Genomic DNA, 18,884 nt, shown 5'->3' on the forward strand with positions numbered 1-18,884 from the left:
GCGGCGCCTGCCGTCTGAAGGCCTCGATCTTCAGCGCGACTGCCGTTGTTGCTGCTGAGGGGCCGGACGCGGCGGCACGAAGAAGTTGCGCAGCCAGGCCGCCATGCGCGAGAACACGTCGTACGGCTCTTCGACGAAAATCTCCGGCTTGAGCAAACGCAGGAATTCCATGATCTGCTGCGCTTCCTGTTTCTGGAACGAGCCGTGCGAGATGCCCAGCCGCAGAAGCCCGCGCAGTTCGCCGAGCTTCTCGCGCGCGGTGCTCCCCACGCTCGTTTCGCACGCCACCTTGGCCTCGTAGACGCGCTGGCGCAGCGACTCCACCAGCCGCCAGGCCGGTGTCTGCATTACTTCCTCGAGCGCCTGAATGTCCTGCGCCGCGCTCTTGATCTGCGCCGCGAGCGGGTCGACCAGCGTGGCGTCGCCTTCCGCTTCCTTGACGATCGCCGCCGCCCAGTCGCGGCACTGCTTGGCGAGTTCTTCCGGCGTCCATTCCGAGCGGGCCGCGAAACCGAAGCCGAATTCGCCCGCCTGCCGCATCAGGATTGCGACGACGTCCGGAAACTCCTTGTCGAGCGTTCGTTTGGCCCAAGCGTACTGGCCGCCCTGCAACATCCGCTGAACCGCGTGTTCGGTCAGCGGCACCATATTGTCGAGCAGCTTGGCGCGCAAAAAGTCCTCAAACGACGGCGTCGCGAACTGCGGATCGAGCTTCAGCGATACCCGCAGAAAAGCGTCGAAATCCTTGCGCAGTGTCGCAATGGTCTCGTCTTTGAGCGTGAGGGTGATTTGACCCATGAGTTATCCCGTTTGGTCCTGCCGCGCGGCTTCGCCGCGCCACCCGGCCGCGCGGGCCTTGGGAGACGCGACGTTCGATGCCGGCGCGCTTGATTCCTGCCTGTTGCCGCGTAACCAGCGGGACGTATCCCGACGAGCGGACCTCGACTGCATAACGGCGGATCGGGGGGAAACTTAAGGGCGTGCGGGACGGGTGCGCCCGCTTTAGAGGGAAGCGTCGCCCGGCATGCGCTTGCGTGTCGCAAGCCGGACGACCCGGATGCCGCCATGAAGGCGGCGTGCACCTATTTCAGCACGATACATTGCCAGACAAAAAACACCGCCAGGCCGACCGCAATGGTCAGAAGCGGCCGACGTGTGACTGCGCTGACGAGCACCGCGGCCAGCGCACCGACGAGTTGCGGATTGCGCCAAGTCAGTTCGGCATTGCTGCCGTGCGGCGAAACCGCCATCGGCACGATGATCGCGGTCAGCACGGTGACCGGCACGAAGCCGAGGGCGGTGCGCACAAGCGGCGGAAACACGAGCCGGTCGCCGAGCACGAAGACCGCGGCGCGGATCACCCACGTGATGGCCGCCATGCCGAGAATCAGAACGACGTAGTTCATCGGGACGCCTCCGCGGTTTTGCCCGTGCCGCGCAGGTTGGGGCGCGAGGTCGACAGCAGGACGCCGATCGCCACGCCCGCGAATACCGCGCCGAGCAGCCCGAGCTTGTACGGCCACGCCTGCCAGAAGAAGGCCAGCGTGCCCGCGGTCACTGCGGCCGCGATATAGCGCAGCGCCACGAGTTGCGGCACGACGATCGCGATAAAGGTGGCGACCATTGCGAAATCGAGGCCGAGCGATTGCAATCCCGGAAACGCCGCCCCGAACAACAGGCCGGCGACGGTCCAGATCTGCCAGTTCAGGTACATGGCGAGACCCGCGCCGAAGAAGTAGTGCGGGCCGACCGTGCCGGGCTCCCGATGCCGGTAATGCTCCCACGCGACGGCGAAAACTTCGTCCGTGAGCAGCGCGCCGAGCGCCCAGCGCCAGCGCGCCGACAGATGCGCGACGTGCGGTGCGAGCGTGGCGCTGTACAGCATGTGACGCAAATTGACCACCAGCGTAGTCGCCCAGATCACGGCGAAGCTGGCGTGACCCGCGATCAGGCCGAGTGCGATGAACTGCGCGGAGCCGGCGAACACGACGAGCGACATCAACTGCCCGTGCCAGAGGTGCAGCGGACCGGATGCGACGAGTGTGCCGAAAATGACGCCGAAAGGCGCCGCGCCGACCATCATCGGAATGATGTCGCGCGCGCCGGCGGTGAACTCCTTTAGATGGCCGTGGCTCGTGGGCTGGCCTGCGGTGGAATGGGTCAATCTTGCCTCCTTGAATCGGGAAGCTTAGCGGGGGCGGCCCAGCGGGGCTTGTACGTTCTTGCGGCTGGGCGTGTCTCGATGCGCTGACGCGTGGCGATGTCGTTGGTTGGTGGCTTGCGCGCCGGGGCGTGTCGTGCGGCCGGAATGAGCGACGCGGCGGCGCGCGCAAAGGTTGGCAGCAAATTTCGTGCTGGTATGTCGCTGGCGGCTGGGGCGTCCCAGGCAGCGGGCGTGCAAAGGTCGCTAGCAACGTTCGCGCTAGGGTTGTCTCTGGCGGTTAGAGCGCCCGGAACGGCGGTAAAGGTCGCCGGCAACGTTCGCGCTAAGGCTGTCTTTAGCGGCTGGACTCTTTGAGGCCGCCGGACGCGCTGCTCGCCCAACGCCGGTGCCCACGCCAACACCCACACCCAGTTAGACGCCTTGCCAGCGTCCGGGCGGCACGCCGAACATCCGCCGGAAATGCCGCGTGAAATGGCTCTGATCGGTGAAGCCGCTGGCGGCGGCGACATCCGTGACCGATACGCCGGCGCGCAATGGCGCGAGCGCGCGCTGCAAGCGCACCTGATTGCGCCATGCATGCGGCGGCAAGCCGGTCGTTTGAGTGAAAAGACGTGCCGCGTGGAACGGCGAAAGCCCGGCCGCCTGAGCGACTTCGGCGAGTGTGACGGGTTCGGCGAGGTCGCCCGTCAGGCACTCCTGCATGAGCGCCACGCGTGTGTCGTCGGTGGCGAGGCGGGCGCGCGCCGGGCGCGTTTGCGAATAGCGCACCAGCAGCGTGGACAACGCGTCGAGCATGGCGGCCTCGGCGGCAAGCGCGTCGTCGCCGGCCTCCAGCAGGCGATGCGCGTGCGCGAGCCGCTTAGCCAGATCAGGATCGCGGATCACGCCGGGCGCAAACCACGGCAACGTCTGCGGTTTGCCACTGACTTCATTGGCGAGTGAATGAATAAAATCCACCGGCGCATACATCACGCGATACCGCCAGCCCGCCTCGACCGCCTTCGAGCCAGTGTGCAACTCGCCGGGATTGATGATCGGCACGCTGCCGGCTTCGGCCACGTAGTCGGAACCGAGGTACCGATAACCCTCGGCGCCCGCGACGATCACCGGAATCGTGTACGCGTCGTGCCAATGCGGCGTGAACTCGTGATCGTGATATTCGGCCGTGAGCAGGTCCGCGCCGGGCAGAAGCGGCGTGCGCCAGTAGCGGGCGGAATCCTGGAAACGATGGGCGGTGGTCATGGCGAAGGTCCAGCAGGACCGGTCAGTGTAGCGCGTCGTGACGGGCGGCGCTTCATCGACCTAGGGCTCGTGCGGGTGTTTCCTGCCGGAGTGTGATGCCTCGGTTCGAGCAGTAGCTTTCCTCCCACCGCCTGAGGCCACCGATTCACGCCATCGCATCGGCCGGCTGTGTTTTTCCGTAGGGCGGGGCGCTTACTTGAGCGGGATCGTCGTGCCGGCCGGCATCGGCACGGCACTCACGCTGTTCTTCGCGCTACCGCTGACGACCCGGTCGCTGTAGGTGAGATACACCAGCGAGTTGCGTTTCGCGTCGACGACCCGCACCACGTGCAGCGACTTGAAGATGAGCGACATGCTCACCGAAAACACGTCGGCCTGTTTCTTCACAGGACCCGTGAAGTGAATTTCGCCGACCTGACGGCAAGCGATCGACGCCTCCGTGGGATCTTCCGCGATGCCGAGCGTCCCTTTGACACCACCCGTACGCGCCCGCGATACGTAGCAGGTCACGCCCTGAACCACGGGATCGTCATAGGCTTCTACGACCACACGGTCGGAACCCGTGACGTGGAAGTTGGTATTGACGCTGCCGACTTCTTCGCTGTGTGCCGAAGGCAGCAGCAGCGCGGCGGTCGCCGCGAGCGCGATGCGCAACAAAGTGGGTTTCATGGGATCGCCAGAAATTGAGCGCCTGGGCAGGCGCGGGATGCATGCCGCAAACCGCCATCGTATAACGGCGAGCCGATCATCGGGCTTTTGCAGGCGAGTGCGGACAGCGTCCGCCATGTTCGGGATTGCGGCGAGAGCATCGACCCGGGGCTGTGATCGGGCGTGCAGAAATGTGACGCGGAAAAAGAAAAGGCCCGCACGAATGCGGGCCTTTCAAAATTTTTGGCTCCTCGACCTGGGCTCGAACCAGGGACCTACGGATTAACAGTCCGGCGCTCTACCGACTGAGCTATCGAGGAACAACAGTACAGCTTGATCTACATAAAAAAGCCCGTCTTGGTTAACGGGCTTTTGCAATTCTTGGCTCCTCGACCTGGGCTCGAACCAGGGACCTACGGATTAACAGTCCGGCGCTCTACCGACTGAGCTATCGAGGAACAGAACAACAACAGCAGAGAAACGAAATTGTAGGAGGAGCTTAAGCGGCTGTCAATACCCTGCGTTCATCTCGATTTCATTCGAAGTCCGCTGCGTATGTGACGTGCTGCGTGACGTGCCGCGAGACTCAACGTACGAGCAGCTCGAGCTTTTCCTTTACGTCCTTGAACTCGTCGGCTTCCGGCAGCGGTGCTTTGGTCTTGGTGATGCTCGGCCAGCTTTTCGCGAGATCGGCATTCAGCTCGATGAAATTCTGCTGGTCGCCCGGCACGTCTTCTTCGGCATAGATGGCGTTCACCGGGCATTCGGCTACGCACACTGCGCAGTCGATGCATTCATCGGGGTCGATCGCGAGGAAGTTGGGACCTTCGCGAAAGCAGTCCACCGGGCACACATCGACACAGTCGGTATAGCGGCACTTGATGCAGCTTTCGGTCACAACGTGAGTCATTCAGGCAGCTCCTGCATGCGGTATCTGGGGAGGCGCAAACGCCAAAAGCGCTATTGTATCGTAACGTCAAGAGGCGCATGCAGCATCGCACCATGCCTTTTATACGTTTTCGTGATTAGTTTATGGCGCGCTGAAGGCCACCTGCTTCGCGGCGCTCACCGTGAAGACCTTGTTCGGGCGTGCGGTGCGAGCGCCCGGCGGCGCGCGGAATCCGGCGGCATTCGGGTAACATGCGTCAGGTCGGTGCGCACGGGGCGTGCCGTATGCGCATGGTTGAGTCGGGCCTTTCGTGTCGGGCCTTCCGTTTTTCCTGCAGTCCAGTTCGCACCATCATGATTATTACTTCGCTGCTCGACACCGATCTGTACAAGTTCACGATGATGCAAGTGGTGTTGCATCACTTTCCCGCGGCGAACGTGGAATATCGCTTCCGTTGCCGTACGCCGAATGTCGATCTCGTTCCGTATATCGGCGAGATTCGCGAGGAAGTGCGCAAGCTCTGCCAGCTTCGCTTTACCGACGACGAACTCGACTACCTGCGCCGCATGCGCTTCATCAAGGGCGACTTCATCGAGTTTCTCGCGCTGTTCCATCTGAACGAAAAATACATTTCGATCGAACCTTCGCCGAAGGGCAATGGCGAAATCGACATCGAGATCAAGGGACCGTGGCTGCATACGATCCTGTTCGAGATTCCGATGCTCGCGATCGTCAACGAGGTGTACTTCCGCAATACGCAGCAGAAGCCGGACTACAGCGAAGGGCGCGGCCGCCTCGTCGACAAGATCCAGCTGCTCGGCGCGCGTCCGGAATTCGCCGACTGCAAGATCGCCGACTACGGCACGCGCCGCCGATTCTCGAAGCAATGGCACGAGGAAGTGATCCTCAAACTCAAAGAGGGCCTCGGCGAGCAGTTCGCCGGCACCAGCAACGTCTTCTACGCAATGAAGCACGGCCTCACGCCGCTCGGCACGATGGCGCATGAATATCTGCAGGCGTGCCAGGCGCTCGGCCCACGGCTGCGCGACTCGCAGATCTTCGGCTTCGAAATGTGGGCCAAGGAATACCGCGGCGACCTGGGTATCGCGCTCTCCGACGTGTACGGCATGGAGGCGTTCCTGCGCGACTTCGACATGTACTTCTGCAAGCTGTTCGACGGCGCGCGCCATGATTCTGGCGATCCGTTCGAGTGGGGCGAACGTCTGCTCAAGCACTACGAAGCGAATCGCTGCGATCCGCGCACCAAGATCCTCGTATTTTCCGACGCCCTCGACATTCCGAAAGTGCTGCAGCTCTATGAGCGCTTCCGCGGCCGCTGCAAGCTGGCGTTCGGCGTGGGCACGAATCTGACCAACGACCTCGGCTATAGCCCGCTGCAGATCGTCATCAAAATGGTTCGCTGCAACGGCCAGCCGGTGGCGAAACTGTCGGACTCGCCGGGCAAGAACATGTGCGAAGACAAGGCTTACCTCGCTTACCTGCGCCAGGTGTTCGGCATTGCGCAGCCCGAGGAAGAGGCGGCGAAGTAACGCGGCTCGCAGCTGGCTATTGCAGTGGGCTATAGCGTAAGCCGCGTGTGCGATACGCGGCAATATCCCGTTTGGCCAGGGTGGCCGCGCGCGGGGCGGCCGGTATAATTCCCGCCATCCCGAACGGCTGTCGACACGAGGATTTCGCACATGGATACATCGATTGCCCGACGCAACATACTGGCGCGCATCCGCGCGGCGCAAGGGCGTGAGCCGGAGCCGTCCGCTGCCGAGCGCGAGGCGGCGGCGGACTACCTGGCGCGCCATCCTGCCGGGCCGCGTCCGGAGATGCCGGCCGACCTCGTTGCGCGCTTCGTCGAACAGGCCCGGAAGATGGCGACCACCGTCGAATCGGTTCAGGCACTGAGCGACGTGCCGGCCGCGGCGCATCGCTACCTCACACAACATGCGTTGCCGTTGCAGGCTATCGCCTGGCAAACGCTGCAGGATCTGCAGTGGGCCGAAGCCGGCCTCACCGTCGAATTCCGCAAGCCGCAAGACGGCGACGTGGTCGGCCTGACCGGCTGCTTCTGCGCGACCGCCGAGACCGGCACGCTCGTGTTGCTGTCGGGACCGGAAACTTATGCGTCCGCTGGTCTGCTGCCTGAAACGCATATTGCCATCGTGCCGGCTTCACGCATCGTCTCGGGTCATGAAGAGGCGTTCGGTCTGATCCGCAAAGAACGCGGCGAACTTCCACGCGCGGTCAATTTCGTTTCCGGGCCTTCACGCACCGGGGATATCGAGCAGACCATCGTCCTCGGCGCGCATGGGCCATACCGCGTGCATGTGATCGTGGTGCAGGGCGCCTGAACGGCAAGCGCGGCCCGCGCCACGGGGCGCATGTGCCCACGCGCGGCTGCCGGCAATAACAAGGATTTCAACGCTATGAAAGGACATGCCGTCTGGACGGGCATGGGGTTCGCGGCTGCATTGGCGCTGGCCGGCTGGCCGCAACTGGCGTCTGCCGCTACGCTCGATGGCGCCACTTTGTCGGCGCTGTGGGGACTGCCATTCGCAGGCGTGCTGCTGTCGATCGCGGTATTTCCGCTGATCGCGCCGGCGTTCTGGCATCACCATTTCGGCAAGATCGCGGCTGCCTGGGCGCTTGCGTTCCTCGTGCCGTTCGCGCTCACCTTCGGTTCAGGCGTCGCGTTCGGCACGCTCGTGCATGCGCTCCTCGAAGAATACATTCCGTTCATTGTGCTGCTAACGGCGTTGTACACCGTGGCGGGCGGCATCTGCGTGCGCGGCAATCTGCATGGCACGCCGCGTCTGAACACCGGAATTCTCGCGCTAGGCACGTTGCTGGCCAGCATCATGGGCACGACCGGCGCGGCCATGCTGCTGATCCGTCCATTACTGCGCGCCAACGACAATCGCAAGCACGTGGTTCATGTAGTCGTGTTCTTCATCTTCCTCGTGGCGAACGCGGGCGGCTCGCTCTCGCCGCTGGGCGACCCGCCGCTCTTTCTCGGTTTTTTGCAGGGCGTGAGCTTTTTCTGGACCACCACGCATCTGATGCTGCCCATGCTGTTCATTTGCGGCGTGCTGCTGATCGGGTTCTATGCGCTCGACTCGTACTACTTTCATCGGCGTGAGGAAGAGCGCTCGCGCTTTCTCGATCCCTCGCCTGACTCGCCGCTGCTCGGCATCGACGGCAAGATCAATTTCGTGCTTCTCGCCGCGGTAGTCGGGCTCGTGCTGATGAGCGGGCTATGGAAGCCGGGCGTGGAGTTCGACGTGTTCGGCACGCACCTCGCGCTGCAGAATGCCGTGCGCGATGCCGCGCTGCTCGGCGTCACGTTGCTTTCATTGGTGCTCACGCCGCGTACGGCGCGCGCGGGCAACGACTTCAACTGGGCGCCAATCGAAGAGGTGGCCAAGCTGTTCGCCGGCATCTTCGTGACGATCGCGCCGGTCATCACGATCCTGCGTGCCGGCGAGGCGGGCGCCTTTGCCGGCATCGTCCATCTGGTCAACGACGCATCGGGCCAGCCGCACGATTTGATGTACTTCTGGATGACCGGGCTGCTATCTTCGTTTCTCGACAATGCGCCGACCTACCTCGTGTTCTTCAACCTGGCCGGCGGCAACGCGCAGACGCTCATGACCACCGGCGCCACCACGCTCGCGGCGATCTCGGCTGGCGCGGTGTTCATGGGTGCGAACACGTATATCGGCAATGCGCCGAACTTCATGGTGAAGGCAATCGCGGAATCGCGCGGCGTGCGCATGCCGGGTTTTTTCGCGTATCTGGGCTGGTCCGCGGCGGTGTTGCTGCCGTTGTTCCTCGTGACCGGCTGGCTTTTTTTCTGACGCCGAGGCAATCGAACTCGACGCGCTATACGGAGAATTGCAATGCAGAAGATCCTCGTCGCCCGTCCAATCTTTCCTGACGTGATCGAACGGCTCAAACAGTATTTCGACGTCGACTGGAATCAGGGCGACGTATTGTCCGCCGACGAACTGACGCGTCGTCTCGCGGACAAGGACGGCGCGCTCACCGCGGGCGATCCGGTCGGCGCGGGCGTACTCGCGGCGGCGCCGCGTCTGCGCGTGGTGTCGAACATGGCGGTGGGCTACAACAATTTCGACATGGCCGCCTTCACCGCGGCCAATGTGCTCGGCACCAATACGCCGGACGTGTTGAACGAGTCGACGGCGGACTTCGGCTGGGCCCTGATGATGGCGGCGGCGCGCCGTATCGCCGAATCGGAGCACTGGCTGCGCGCGGGCAAATGGCAGAAGTGGGCGTATGACGGTTTTCTCGGCAGCGACCTGTACGGCTCGACGCTCGGCGTGGTCGGCATGGGCCGCATCGGCCAGGCGTTGGCGCGTCGTGCAAAGGGCTTCAACATGCAGGTGATCTATCACAATCGTTCGCGCGTCGCGCCGGAGATAGAAGCCGAGCTGAACGCGGAATACGCGTCGAAAGAGGACCTGTTGCGGCGTGCCGATCACGTCGTGCTCGTCCTTCCGTACACGAAGGATAACCATCACACGATCGGCGCCGCCGAACTCGCGCTGATGAAGCCGACCGCGACGCTCACCAACATCGCGCGCGGCGGCATTGTCGACGACGCGGCGCTCGTCCAGGCCTTGCGCTCGAAGCAGATCGCCGCCGCCGGTCTCGACGTGTTCGAAGGCGAGCCGAATCTGAACCAGGACTTGCTGAGCGTGCCGAATGTCGTGCTGACGCCGCACATTGCCAGCGCGACCGAAGCCACGCGCCGCGCCATGGCGAATCTCGCCGCGGACAATCTGATCGCGGGCCTGGGCGAAGGCCCGCGCGCGGGCCGGCCGCCGAATCCGATCAATCCCGAGGTCATCGGCAAGGCGCGTTCATGACAATGATTCTGGTGGCGGCCGTCGCAGTGCTGGCGGTCGCATTGGTCATTGCGCTGGCCTTGCTGATGCGAGGCCACAGCCGCGCGCAAGAGAGCGAGCAGTTCGAACTGCTCAACGAGCGGCTGGACGCCTCGACCGACGCGCAAGCACACGCCTACGAGCGTCTCGAACGGCAACTGCGCAATGACATCACCGAGACCGCGCGGGTGTCGCGTACTGAACAGAGCAGCGGCTTCGCGCACTTTCAGCAGACGCTGGCGGCGCAGTTCAGCAGTATGACGACGGTGCAGGGCGGCAAGATCGACGGGTTCGCCCAGCAGCTCGACGCCGTGCGTCACAGTCTGCAGGCGCAGGCCCAGCAGGCGCGCGACGAGCAGGGCCGCTCGCTCAAGCAGTTCGGCGACACGCTGAGCCTGCAACTGGGGCAACTCACGGAGGCGAACGATCGCCGTTTCGCCGAGGTGCGCGCAACCATCGAACAGCGGCTGAAGGATATCGAGGCGAACAACTCGGTCAAGCTCGAGGAAATGCGCCGCACCGTCGACGAAAAACTGCACGCCACGCTCGAACAGCGTCTGGGTGAATCGTTCAAGCTCGTGTCCGACCGGCTCGAGCAGGTGCACCGCGGACTGGGCGAGATGCAGACGCTGGCGGCCGGTGTCGGCGACCTGAAGAAAGTGCTCACCAATGTGAAGACACGCGGTACGTGGGGCGAAGTGCAGCTGGAAGCGTTACTGGAGCAACTGCTCACCGCCGACCAGTACGCGAAGAACATTGCGACCGTGCCGAGAAGCACGGAGCGCGTCGAGTTTGCGATCAAGTTGCCCGGGCGCGCGGAGCAGGGCGGCGTGGCCACGCCGGTTTGGCTGCCCATCGACGCCAAGTTTCCGCGTGAAGACTACGAGCGTCTGATCGAAGCGCAGGAGCGCGCCGATCCGGTCGCGGTGGAAGAAGCCTCCCGCGCGCTCGAAGCGCGGATTCGCGCCGAGGCCCGCACGATTGCGGAGAAATACGTGTCGCCGCCACACACCACGGATTTCGCGTTGCTGTTCCTGCCGACCGAAGGCCTGTACGCGGAGGTGTTGCGCCGGCCGGGCCTGACGGACCTGCTGCAACGCGACTATCGCGTGACGATCGCCGGTCCGACTACGCTGACCGCATTGCTCAACAGTCTGCAGATGGGTTTTCGCACGCTCGCTATCGAAAAGCGGTCGAGCGAGGTGTGGCAGGTGCTCGGCGCGGTGAAAACTGAGTTCGGCAAATTCGGTGACGTGCTGGCGAAGACAAAGGCGCAACTGGAAACCGTCACGCGTTCTATCGAAGCGGCGGAAACGCGCACGCGTGTCATGAGCCGCAGACTGCGCGATGTCGAGGCATTACCGGGCGAGGAGGCGAGCGAGTTGCTCGGCGATGCGCTCTCGGGTGCGGAGCCCGAAGAGCAATGAGGGTACGGGGCTAACGGTTAGGTGTGGCGGAACCCGGCGTGAAGCTCCGCCCGCCAATCACTCAGGCACGCGCGCCCGCTGCCAGCTGTTCAAGCGCGTCACCTGTCAGGCGCACCACGCGCCAGTCGGGCATGACGGTCGCGCCCATCTTTTCATAGAAGCTGATGGCCTGCCGGTTCCAGTCGAGCACGGTCCATTCGAAGCGCGCGCATTGCCGTTCCACCGCCAGGGCGGCGAGGCGTTGAATCAATGCGGTGCCCAGACCGCTGCCGCGTTGCGAGGGTTGTACGTAGACGTCTTCGAGATACAGTCCGCGCTTGCCGACGAAACTCGAGTAATTGTGGAAGAACAGCGCATAGCCGACGATGCGTCCTTCGCTCTCCGCTACCAGCGCTTCAATAGAAGGCCGCGCGCCGAACAGCGCGTCGCGCAAGCCCTCTTCGGTTGCGACGAAGACGTGCGTGAGGCTTTCGAATTCCGCGAGCTCGTACGTCAGCGCGAAGATCGCGCTGGTGTCGGCAGGCGTGGCGGCGCGGATCGTCGCGGGCATTACGCTTCTTCCGGGGCGTCGGTCAGTTGGATTTCAATTCCGCCGAAGCGCGACGCAACCCAGTTGTACGCATGGCAGGCGATCCATAGCAGGACGAAGCCGAGAATCGCATTCAGCAGCAGCGCGCTGAACACCGTGCTCAGTTCCACCGAACCATAGCGCACGAACGCCACCAGTACGCCCAGCAGCACGATCGGTACCGAAAACGTCAGGTACACGAGGATCAGTGCTTTGGCTGTCTGTCCTGGTGCAATGAACGAAATCTGTTTTTTCATGTAAGTCAAACCCGTGTGTCGTAGTGGTAATGGGTAAAGCTATGAATGGCCGCTGGCGAGAGCGAGGCGTGAGCCGGGCGTTAGATGAGGCCGTCGAACAGCATGATCGCGACGCGCTCCCCTTGCGCAATCTCGCCCTCATCGTGCCCGAGCACGATGAAGCAATTGGCTTCGCTCATCGAACTCAGCACGCCGGAACTTTGTGAGCCGGTTGGCGTGACATGCCATTGTCCGTGCGCGTCCTGTTCGGCTACGCCGCGCTGGAACTCGGTGCGGCCGGCGCGCTTGCGGATGGCTTTGCGGCTCAGGGCGTGAATGAACGGCAACGGTTGCGGTGTTGCGCCCGACATCAGCAGCAGCGCCTCGCGCACGATCTGATAGAAGGTCACCATCACGGCGACCGGATTGCCCGGCAAACCGAAGAATAACGCGGGAAGCCCGAGCCCGGGTCGCTCGCCGGACCAGACGCGGCCGAAGGCGAGCGGCCGGCCCGGCCGCATGGCGAGACTCCAGAAGGCGACGTCGCCGAAAGTTTGCAGCAGTTGTTTGGTGAAATCGGCCTCGCCGACCGAAACCCCGCCCGAGGTGAGCACCACGTCGGCGCTCGCCGCCGCGCTGCGCAAGGCGGCTTCCATCGCGGCGGGCTCGTCGCGCACCACGCCGAGATCGAGCGTGTCGATGTTCAGGCGCCGCAGCATGGCGAACAGCGTGTAGCGATTGCTGTCGTACACGCAGCCCGCGTCGAGCGGCTCGCCGAGCGAGCGCAATTCGTCGCCGGTGGAGAAGAAGGCCACGCGCAAGCGCCGCTTGACATTGATTTCGCCGATGCCGAGCGAGGCCAGCAAACCAAGGTCCGACGCGCGCATGATACGGCCCGAGCGCAGTGCGGCGTGGCCGCGCGCGAGATCTTCGCCGGCGAGACGCCGGTTCGCGCCGGCCGCCACGGCGTTGGCGGCGAAGCGGATCGAACCCGAGTCGGCGTCGCGCTCGACCACCTCCTGCGGCACGACCGTGTCGCAGTCGGCCGGCATGCAGGCGCCGGTCATGATGCGCACGCATTGTGTGGTTTCGACGCGGCCCGTGAACGGATGCCCGGCGAGCGCTTTGCCGGCCACCGTCAACTCGACGGTGGCGCCGCCGGTGGCGAGTGCCGCGCTCTTGAACGCGTAGCCATCCATGGCGGAGTTGTCGTGCGAAGGCACGTCGATTGGCGACACGATATCCGCCGCGAGCACGCGGTCGAGCGCATCGCGCAGGGGCACGCGTTCAGTAGCCGTGACCGGTGCGGCCCACTGGCGAACAATCGCCTGAGCGGCTGACACGGGTAGCGCGTGAGGATCGTACTGCGCGACGCAGCGGGAGAATTCGTTAGGCGTGGTCATGAAGAGCGGGACGTCGCGACCGGAGGCGGCAGCGGCAGTTGCCGTGCGGCCGGAGCGGGATTTCAACCGGGGCCTCAATCACGTTCGAGGTCGGCGAGTTCTTGTAGCGAATTGATATTGTAAAACGCGCGCTCGTCGGTAAAGACGACTTCCTCCGTCTTGTGGCGCGCGTACCACGCGCGGACTTTGCGCTCGCCGGCCTCCAGAAAGGCCGCCAGATCGTCCGCGAGGCCCGTGCGCAACAGTGCGAAAACGGGGTGCAGGGACAACTGACCGTGCGCGTCGGAGGTGGCGACCGTGGCGATATCGGCGCCGTTCGAGTCGAGCGCGCGCGCAAGACGCTCGGCGAGGTCGGCGGGAAGCCACGGCGAGTCGCAGGGTGCGCTGAGCACATAGCCGGTTCCCGCTGCTCGCAAGCCCGCGAGCAGACCTGCCAGCGGGCCCGGAAATCCGGCCAGCGTATCGGCCACGACCGTGGCGCCGTACGGCGCACCGAGTGCGGCGTAAGCTTCGGCATGCCGATTGGCGCTGATGAGCAACGCGCCGGTTTGCGGTGCGAGGCGCTTGAGCACATGGCCGGCGAGCGGCTCGCCGTGCAGCGTTTGCAGCCCCTTGTCGGCGCCGCCCATGCGTGTGGCGCGTCCGCCCGCGAGCAACAGGCCGGTGATGTGTTCGCGCGTCGGTCTCATGCGCCGCCGCTCAGCCGCCGATGTACGACATTTCGACCCGACGGCCGTCGCGCGCGCCTGAATCGGCCGGGTTGCTGCCGCGCAGTTGCGAATACCGGTCGCCGCGGCCTTGCCAGATTTCGGCGATGGCGGTGGCGATACCGGCGTCGCTCGCGCCGTTGCGCACCAGTGCGCGCAGGTCGTGCCCCGACGACGCGAACAGGCACAGATAGAGCTTGCCTTCTGTGGACAGACGCGCTCGCGTGCAACTGCCGCAAAACGCCCGGGTCACGCTCGAAATCACGCCGATTTCGCCGCTGCCGTCCGCATAACCCCAGCGCTGCGCGGTCTCGGCGGCGCTGTGCGCTTCGAGCGGCGCGAGCGGGAAGTGCTCGGCGATGCGTGTGACCACGTCGGCGGACGGCAGCACTTCGGTCATGTTCCAACCGTTCGACGTGCCGACGTCCATGTATTCGATAAAGCGCAACACTGCGCCCGAGCCTTTGAAATGACGCGCCATCGGCACGATTTCACTATCGTTCGTGCCACGCTTGACGACCATGTTCACCTTGACCGGCGCGAGCCCCACCGCATGCGCGGCGGCAATGCCGTCCAGCACGTCCGCGACGGCGAAGTCGGCGTCGTTCATGCGGCGAAACAGCGTGTCGTCGAGCGCGTCCAGGCTCACCGTGACGCGGGTCAAACCGGCGTCTTTCAGGCTGCGCGCCTTGCGCGCCAGCAGCGAACCGTTGGTGGTCAGCGTCAGATCGAGCGGACGGCCCGCCGGCGTGGTAAGTTGCGCGAGCCGGTCGATCAGGAATTCGAGATTCTTGCGCAACAACGGTTCGCCGCCCGTCAGACGGATTTTTTCGACGCCGTGCGCGACGAAGATCCGCGCCACCCGTTCAATTTCCTCGAAGCTCAGCAGGTCGCTGTGCGGCAAAAAGGTGTAGTCCTTGTCGAACACCTCGCGCGGCATGCAGTAGACGCACCGAAAATTGCAGCGATCCGTGACCGAAATGCGCAGGTCGCGCAGCGGCCGCGCGAGCTTGTCGTGCAGCGCGCCGCTAGGCGTCTGCACGGGGCCGCTGATAACCGGCACAGCGCTGAAATCGGCAACAGGGATGATGCGTCGGGACATGGTTGCTTCGCTTAATTGCTTCGCGTGTTTGCTTTGCTCAGTGCTTGAACTTAGTGCTTGAAATCAAAGCTAGATATTCATTCTATCGGAAATGCCTCAAAAGGCAGTGGGACCCCCCGGCGGTGTCGGGTATACGGGGAGGTGCATGCCACCGGCGCGCCCGCGCTGCGCATAAAAAAAGCCCGCCATGAAGGCGGGCTTTGCTGGTGGAGCGGGGCAGCTTACTGCGGGTGCTTACCCGTTTCCACTTGTTGCATCGGCGCGCTGTCGAGCGGCGGCAACGATTTACGCTCGCGCACCACGCGAGCCGGCTTGACCGTCTGCGCGGCCGCTTCCTGAGCGGCGCGAAGCTTGTCGGCGTCGGTGTTCACCCAGACGAGACCGGCTTGTTCCAGCACCGGCTTCAAGGCTTCCGCCGACACGGCGCCATGACGCGGTGCTTGCGGTGCAACTGCGACAGGCGCGGGCTCGATCACCGTCGGCTCGACCGCGGCCACAACCGGCTGCGTTTCGGCGATCTCGGCATGCAACACAGGCTGAGCCGCCGGAGCTTCGACGACCGCAACCGGAGCGGCGGTTTCGACGGGAGCCGGCGCGGCTTGTGCTTCGACAGGCGACGCCACCACCGGCGTTTCGACTTGAGCCTGAGCCGGTGCTTCAAAGCGTGCGACCGGTTCAACCAGCGAAACCGTCTCGCTGACGGCCGGCGCGGCTTGCGCTGCTTCGACCGGCACGGCAGCGGCGGGCGCTACCGGCGTTTCGGCGACCGGTTCGACAGCAGCCGGAGTCGCCGGCGCCTGCGCTACCGGGACGACCGTTTCCGTCTTCGCAGCCTTTTCGACAGCCAGAGCCGGCGTTTCGGTAGCAGCGTGCAGTTCGGTGACCACGGCGGTTTCAGTCGCGACAGCGGCGACCACCACCTCTACCGGCGTCACGTTCTTCGCCTCGTTGACTTCCGTCTTGTGCTCGACAGGTTGATGCGCGGTGCGCACCGGCGCTTCGTCGGCAACGCTGGCGTTGTCGCCTTCAGCTTCCGCGACGTCCGCTGCGAGGTTGCCGTTCACGTCCTCTTCACGCTCACGACGACCACCGCGACGGCCGCGACGGCGACGACGACGCTCTTCACCTTCACGCGCCACGGCTTCCTGATCGATCGGCGCGCCGTTTTCGCCCAAGGCGGTCTGGTTTTGCGCCAGTTCTTCCGCCGGTTGAGCGTCGCTTTGCGTCAGAGACTCGGTGGCTTCAGCTTGCGGCTTGCGGCGCTCGCCACGTTCAGCGCGATCACCACGTTCACGCCGTTCGCCACGCTCCGGACGTTCGCCGCGCTCGCCACGTTCAGCGCGCGGTGCGCCTTCGACGGCTTCCGCACGGTCGTTGCCGCGATTCTCGCGGTCACGGTTTTCGCGACCCTCGCGACCTTCACGCGGTTCGCGTGGCTCGCGGGTTTCGCGCGGTTCACGGCCTTCGCGGGCCTCACGCGGTTCACGGTTGCCACGCGGCTCGCGCGCTTCACGCGGCTCACGGCCTTCGCGTGCTTCACGCGGTTCGCGTTCCTCGCGACGCTGCGACGGCTGCTGGCCTTGAGCCTGACGGCCGCCGGTCGCGCCTTCGCCGCGGCCCGCTGCATCGCGGCCGCCTGCGCCGCCACGGCGATTGCGGTTGCGATCGCCACCGCGTTCACCGGTGCGCTCACCGCGCTCCGTGCGTTCGCCGCGTTGCGGACGCGTCTGCTTGTCGGTCGTAGCCGGCGCGACAGGCGCCGGTGCCGCCGGCTGCATGCCGAACAGATTCTTCAGCCAGCCGATGAACCCACCGCTTGCCGGCGTGACCGCGACCGGAGCCGGGGCAGCGACAGGGCGAACCGGTGCGCTCGGCGCCGGCTTTTCAGGCGTGATGCCCTTGACCGCCGCTTCCTGCTTCGGCTTTGCTTCTTCGGTGCGCTTGCTGTAACCGGTTTCCGATTCGAGTTCGCGGGCCGCTTCTTCGGCCATCTTCCACGAAGCGCGCGGTTCGTCGAGGCGCGCGTCGTCGTGACGCAGACGCTCGAGCTTGTAATGCGGCGTATCGAGATGCTTGTTCGGAATCAGGACGACGTTGACCTTGAAGCGCGACTCGATCTTGTTGATTTCAGCGCGCTTTTCGTTCAGCAGGAAGGCGGTCACTTCGACCGGCACCTGGCAGTGAATTGCCGCGGTGTTTTCCTTCATCGCTTCTTCCTGAATGATCCGCAGCACTTGCAGCGCGGACGATTCGGTATCGCGGATGTGACCCGTGCCGTTACAGCGCGGGCAGGTCACGTGGCTGCCTTCGGACAGGGCCGGGCGCAGACGCTGGCGCGACAGTTCCATCAGGCCGAAACGCGAGATCTTGCCCATCTGGACGCGCGCACGGTCGTGCTTCAGCGCGTCTTTCAGGCGTTGCTCGACTTCACGCTGGCTCTTGGCCGATTCCATGTCGATGAAGTCGATCACGATCAGGCCGCCCAGATCGCGCAGGCGCAATTGGCGGGCGACTTCGTCGGCGGCTTCGAGGTTGGTGCGCGCGGCGGTTTCCTCGATGTCTGCGCCCTTGGTGGCGCGGGCCGAGTTCACGTCGATCGCGACCAGTGCTTCGGTGTGGTCGATCACGATCGCGCCGCCCGAGGGCAGCGGCACCGTGCGCGAGTACGCCGTTTCGATCTGGTGTTCGATCTGGAAGCGCGAGAAGAGCGGCACGTCGTCGTGATACCGCTTCACCTTGCTGACATTGTCCGGCATCACGATATCCATGAAGGCGCGTGCCTGGTCATGAATTTCAGTGGTGTCGATCAGGATTTCGCCGATATCCGGCTGGAAGTAGTCGCGAATCGCGCGGATCACGAGGCTCGATTCGAGATAAATCAGCATCGGCTGACCGTTCGAACCGCTCTGCGACGCAGCTTCGATCGCGCGCCACAGTTGCATCAGGTAGTTCAGGTCCCACTGCAGCTCTTCGGCGCTGCGGCCAATGCCGGCCGTGCGCGCGATGATGCTCATGCCTTCCGGCAATTGCAGCTGCGCCATGGTTTCGCGCAGTTCCTGACGGTCGTCGCCTTCGATCCGGCGCGACACGCCGCCGCCGCGCGGGTTGTTCGGCATCAGAACCAGATACCGGCCGGCGAGCGAAATGAAGGTGGTGAGGGCCGCGCCTTTGTTGCCGCGCTCTTCCTTTTCGACCTGAACGATCAGTTCCTGGCCTTCACGGAGCGCGTCCTGGATGCGCGCCGAGCGCATGTCGACGCCGTCGCGGAAATACTGGCGGGCGACTTCCTTGAACGGCAGAAAGCCGTGGCGGTCTTCGCCGTAGTTGACGAAACAGGCTTCGAGCGACGGCTCGATGCGCGTAATGATGCCCTTGTAAATATTGCCTTTGCGCTGTTCGCGCCCGGCGGTTTCGATGTCGATATCGATGAGTTTTTGCCCATCGACGATGGCGACGCGCAGTTCTTCCTGCTGCGTCGCGTTGAACAACATTCGTTTCATTGAACGGCTCCAGAGCGGCTTAGCCAGCCCATCGCTGCGCGGTTGTCAGTCGCGAGAGCGAAGCGGGCAGCGGCATGCC

At 64.4% G+C, this 18,884-nt stretch carries 17 protein-coding genes and 2 tRNA genes; 5 read left to right on the plus strand and 14 right to left on the minus strand.

What is annotated here, in order from left to right:
• Nucleotides 1-30: 30 nt before the first annotated feature.
• From BLW71_RS00310 to fdxA, 8 genes are all read right to left on the minus strand, one after another.
• Nucleotides 31-798 carry a DUF4088 family protein gene (locus tag BLW71_RS00310; RefSeq protein WP_091792534.1) on the minus strand — a complete coding sequence of 256 codons (768 nt, stop codon included), beginning with the start codon at nt 796-798 and terminating at the stop codon, nt 31-33.
• 284 nt (nt 799-1,082) lie between these two features.
• Nucleotides 1,083-1,406 carry an AzlD domain-containing protein gene (locus BLW71_RS00315; RefSeq protein WP_091792535.1) on the minus strand — a complete coding sequence of 108 codons (324 nt, stop codon included), beginning with the start codon at nt 1,404-1,406 and terminating at the stop codon, nt 1,083-1,085.
• On the minus strand, nt 1,403-2,164 hold the full coding sequence (locus BLW71_RS00320; protein WP_091792536.1) for an AzlC family ABC transporter permease: 762 nt from the start codon (nt 2,162-2,164) through the stop codon (nt 1,403-1,405). The genes BLW71_RS00315 and BLW71_RS00320 overlap by 4 nt, the downstream gene beginning before the upstream one ends.
• 411 nt (nt 2,165-2,575) lie before the next feature.
• Nucleotides 2,576-3,406 (minus strand): helix-turn-helix transcriptional regulator, encoded by an 831-nt coding sequence (locus tag BLW71_RS00325; protein WP_091792537.1) that lies wholly within the window; start codon nt 3,404-3,406, stop codon nt 2,576-2,578.
• A 192-nt stretch (nt 3,407-3,598) separates the two neighbouring features.
• The gene (locus BLW71_RS00330; protein WP_091792538.1) at nt 3,599-4,075 is read right to left on the minus strand and encodes a CreA family protein; all 477 of its coding nucleotides are present in this window, start codon (nt 4,073-4,075) and stop codon (nt 3,599-3,601) included.
• Between the two features lie 223 nt (nt 4,076-4,298).
• A tRNA-Asn gene (locus BLW71_RS00335) sits at nt 4,299-4,374 on the minus strand.
• 62 nt (nt 4,375-4,436) lie between these two features.
• Nucleotides 4,437-4,512: transfer RNA gene (locus BLW71_RS00340), tRNA-Asn, on the minus strand.
• A 128-nt stretch (nt 4,513-4,640) separates the two neighbouring features.
• Entirely contained in the window at nt 4,641-4,964 is a 324-nt protein-coding gene (fdxA, locus tag BLW71_RS00345; RefSeq protein ID WP_091792539.1) for a ferredoxin FdxA, read from the minus strand.
• A gap of 332 nt (nt 4,965-5,296) precedes the next feature.
• Between fdxA and pncB the strand changes: the two genes are divergently transcribed.
• From pncB to BLW71_RS00375, 5 genes are all read left to right on the plus strand, one after another.
• Nucleotides 5,297-6,493 (plus strand): nicotinate phosphoribosyltransferase, encoded by a 1,197-nt coding sequence (pncB, locus tag BLW71_RS00355; RefSeq protein ID WP_091792540.1) that lies wholly within the window; start codon nt 5,297-5,299, stop codon nt 6,491-6,493.
• Between the two features lie 150 nt (nt 6,494-6,643).
• Nucleotides 6,644-7,306, plus strand: coding sequence for a LutC/YkgG family protein (locus BLW71_RS00360; protein ID WP_091792541.1), 663 nt, complete (start codon nt 6,644-6,646; stop codon nt 7,304-7,306).
• A gap of 75 nt (nt 7,307-7,381) precedes the next feature.
• Nucleotides 7,382-8,812, plus strand: coding sequence for a sodium:proton antiporter (locus tag BLW71_RS00365; protein WP_091792542.1), 1,431 nt, complete (start codon nt 7,382-7,384; stop codon nt 8,810-8,812).
• A 42-nt stretch (nt 8,813-8,854) separates the two neighbouring features.
• Nucleotides 8,855-9,844: a 2-hydroxyacid dehydrogenase gene (locus BLW71_RS00370; RefSeq protein ID WP_091792543.1), complete on the plus strand. Its 990-nt coding sequence runs from the start codon at nt 8,855-8,857 to the stop codon at nt 9,842-9,844.
• Nucleotides 9,841-11,289, plus strand: coding sequence for a DNA recombination protein RmuC (locus BLW71_RS00375; protein WP_091792544.1), 1,449 nt, complete (start codon nt 9,841-9,843; stop codon nt 11,287-11,289). The genes BLW71_RS00370 and BLW71_RS00375 overlap by 4 nt, the downstream gene beginning before the upstream one ends.
• 61 nt (nt 11,290-11,350) lie before the next feature.
• Here the strand turns inward: BLW71_RS00375 and BLW71_RS00380 are convergent, their stop codons facing one another.
• The 6 genes from BLW71_RS00380 to BLW71_RS00405 form a co-directional block, all read right to left on the minus strand.
• Nucleotides 11,351-11,839 (minus strand): GNAT family N-acetyltransferase, encoded by a 489-nt coding sequence (locus BLW71_RS00380; RefSeq protein ID WP_091792545.1) that lies wholly within the window; start codon nt 11,837-11,839, stop codon nt 11,351-11,353.
• The gene (locus BLW71_RS00385) at nt 11,839-12,114 is read right to left on the minus strand and encodes a hypothetical protein (protein WP_091792546.1); all 276 of its coding nucleotides are present in this window, start codon (nt 12,112-12,114) and stop codon (nt 11,839-11,841) included. Before BLW71_RS00385 ends, BLW71_RS00380 begins: the two co-directional genes overlap by 1 nt.
• An 80-nt stretch (nt 12,115-12,194) precedes the next feature.
• Nucleotides 12,195-13,496 carry a molybdopterin molybdotransferase MoeA gene (gene moeA / locus BLW71_RS00390; protein WP_091800178.1) on the minus strand — a complete coding sequence of 434 codons (1,302 nt, stop codon included), beginning with the start codon at nt 13,494-13,496 and terminating at the stop codon, nt 12,195-12,197.
• Nucleotides 13,497-13,570: 74 nt separating this feature from the next.
• Nucleotides 13,571-14,185 (minus strand): molybdenum cofactor guanylyltransferase MobA, encoded by a 615-nt coding sequence (gene mobA, locus BLW71_RS00395; RefSeq protein ID WP_091792547.1) that lies wholly within the window; start codon nt 14,183-14,185, stop codon nt 13,571-13,573.
• Nucleotides 14,186-14,195: 10 nt separating this feature from the next.
• Nucleotides 14,196-15,305 (minus strand): GTP 3',8-cyclase MoaA, encoded by a 1,110-nt coding sequence (moaA, locus tag BLW71_RS00400; protein WP_091792548.1) that lies wholly within the window; start codon nt 15,303-15,305, stop codon nt 14,196-14,198.
• A 221-nt stretch (nt 15,306-15,526) separates the two neighbouring features.
• Nucleotides 15,527-18,805 carry an Rne/Rng family ribonuclease gene (locus tag BLW71_RS00405; protein ID WP_091792549.1) on the minus strand — a complete coding sequence of 1,093 codons (3,279 nt, stop codon included), beginning with the start codon at nt 18,803-18,805 and terminating at the stop codon, nt 15,527-15,529.
• Nucleotides 18,806-18,884: the final 79 nt, after the last annotated feature.

The organism is Burkholderia sp. WP9, assembly GCF_900104795.1.
Lineage (GTDB): Bacteria > Pseudomonadota > Gammaproteobacteria > Burkholderiales > Burkholderiaceae > Paraburkholderia.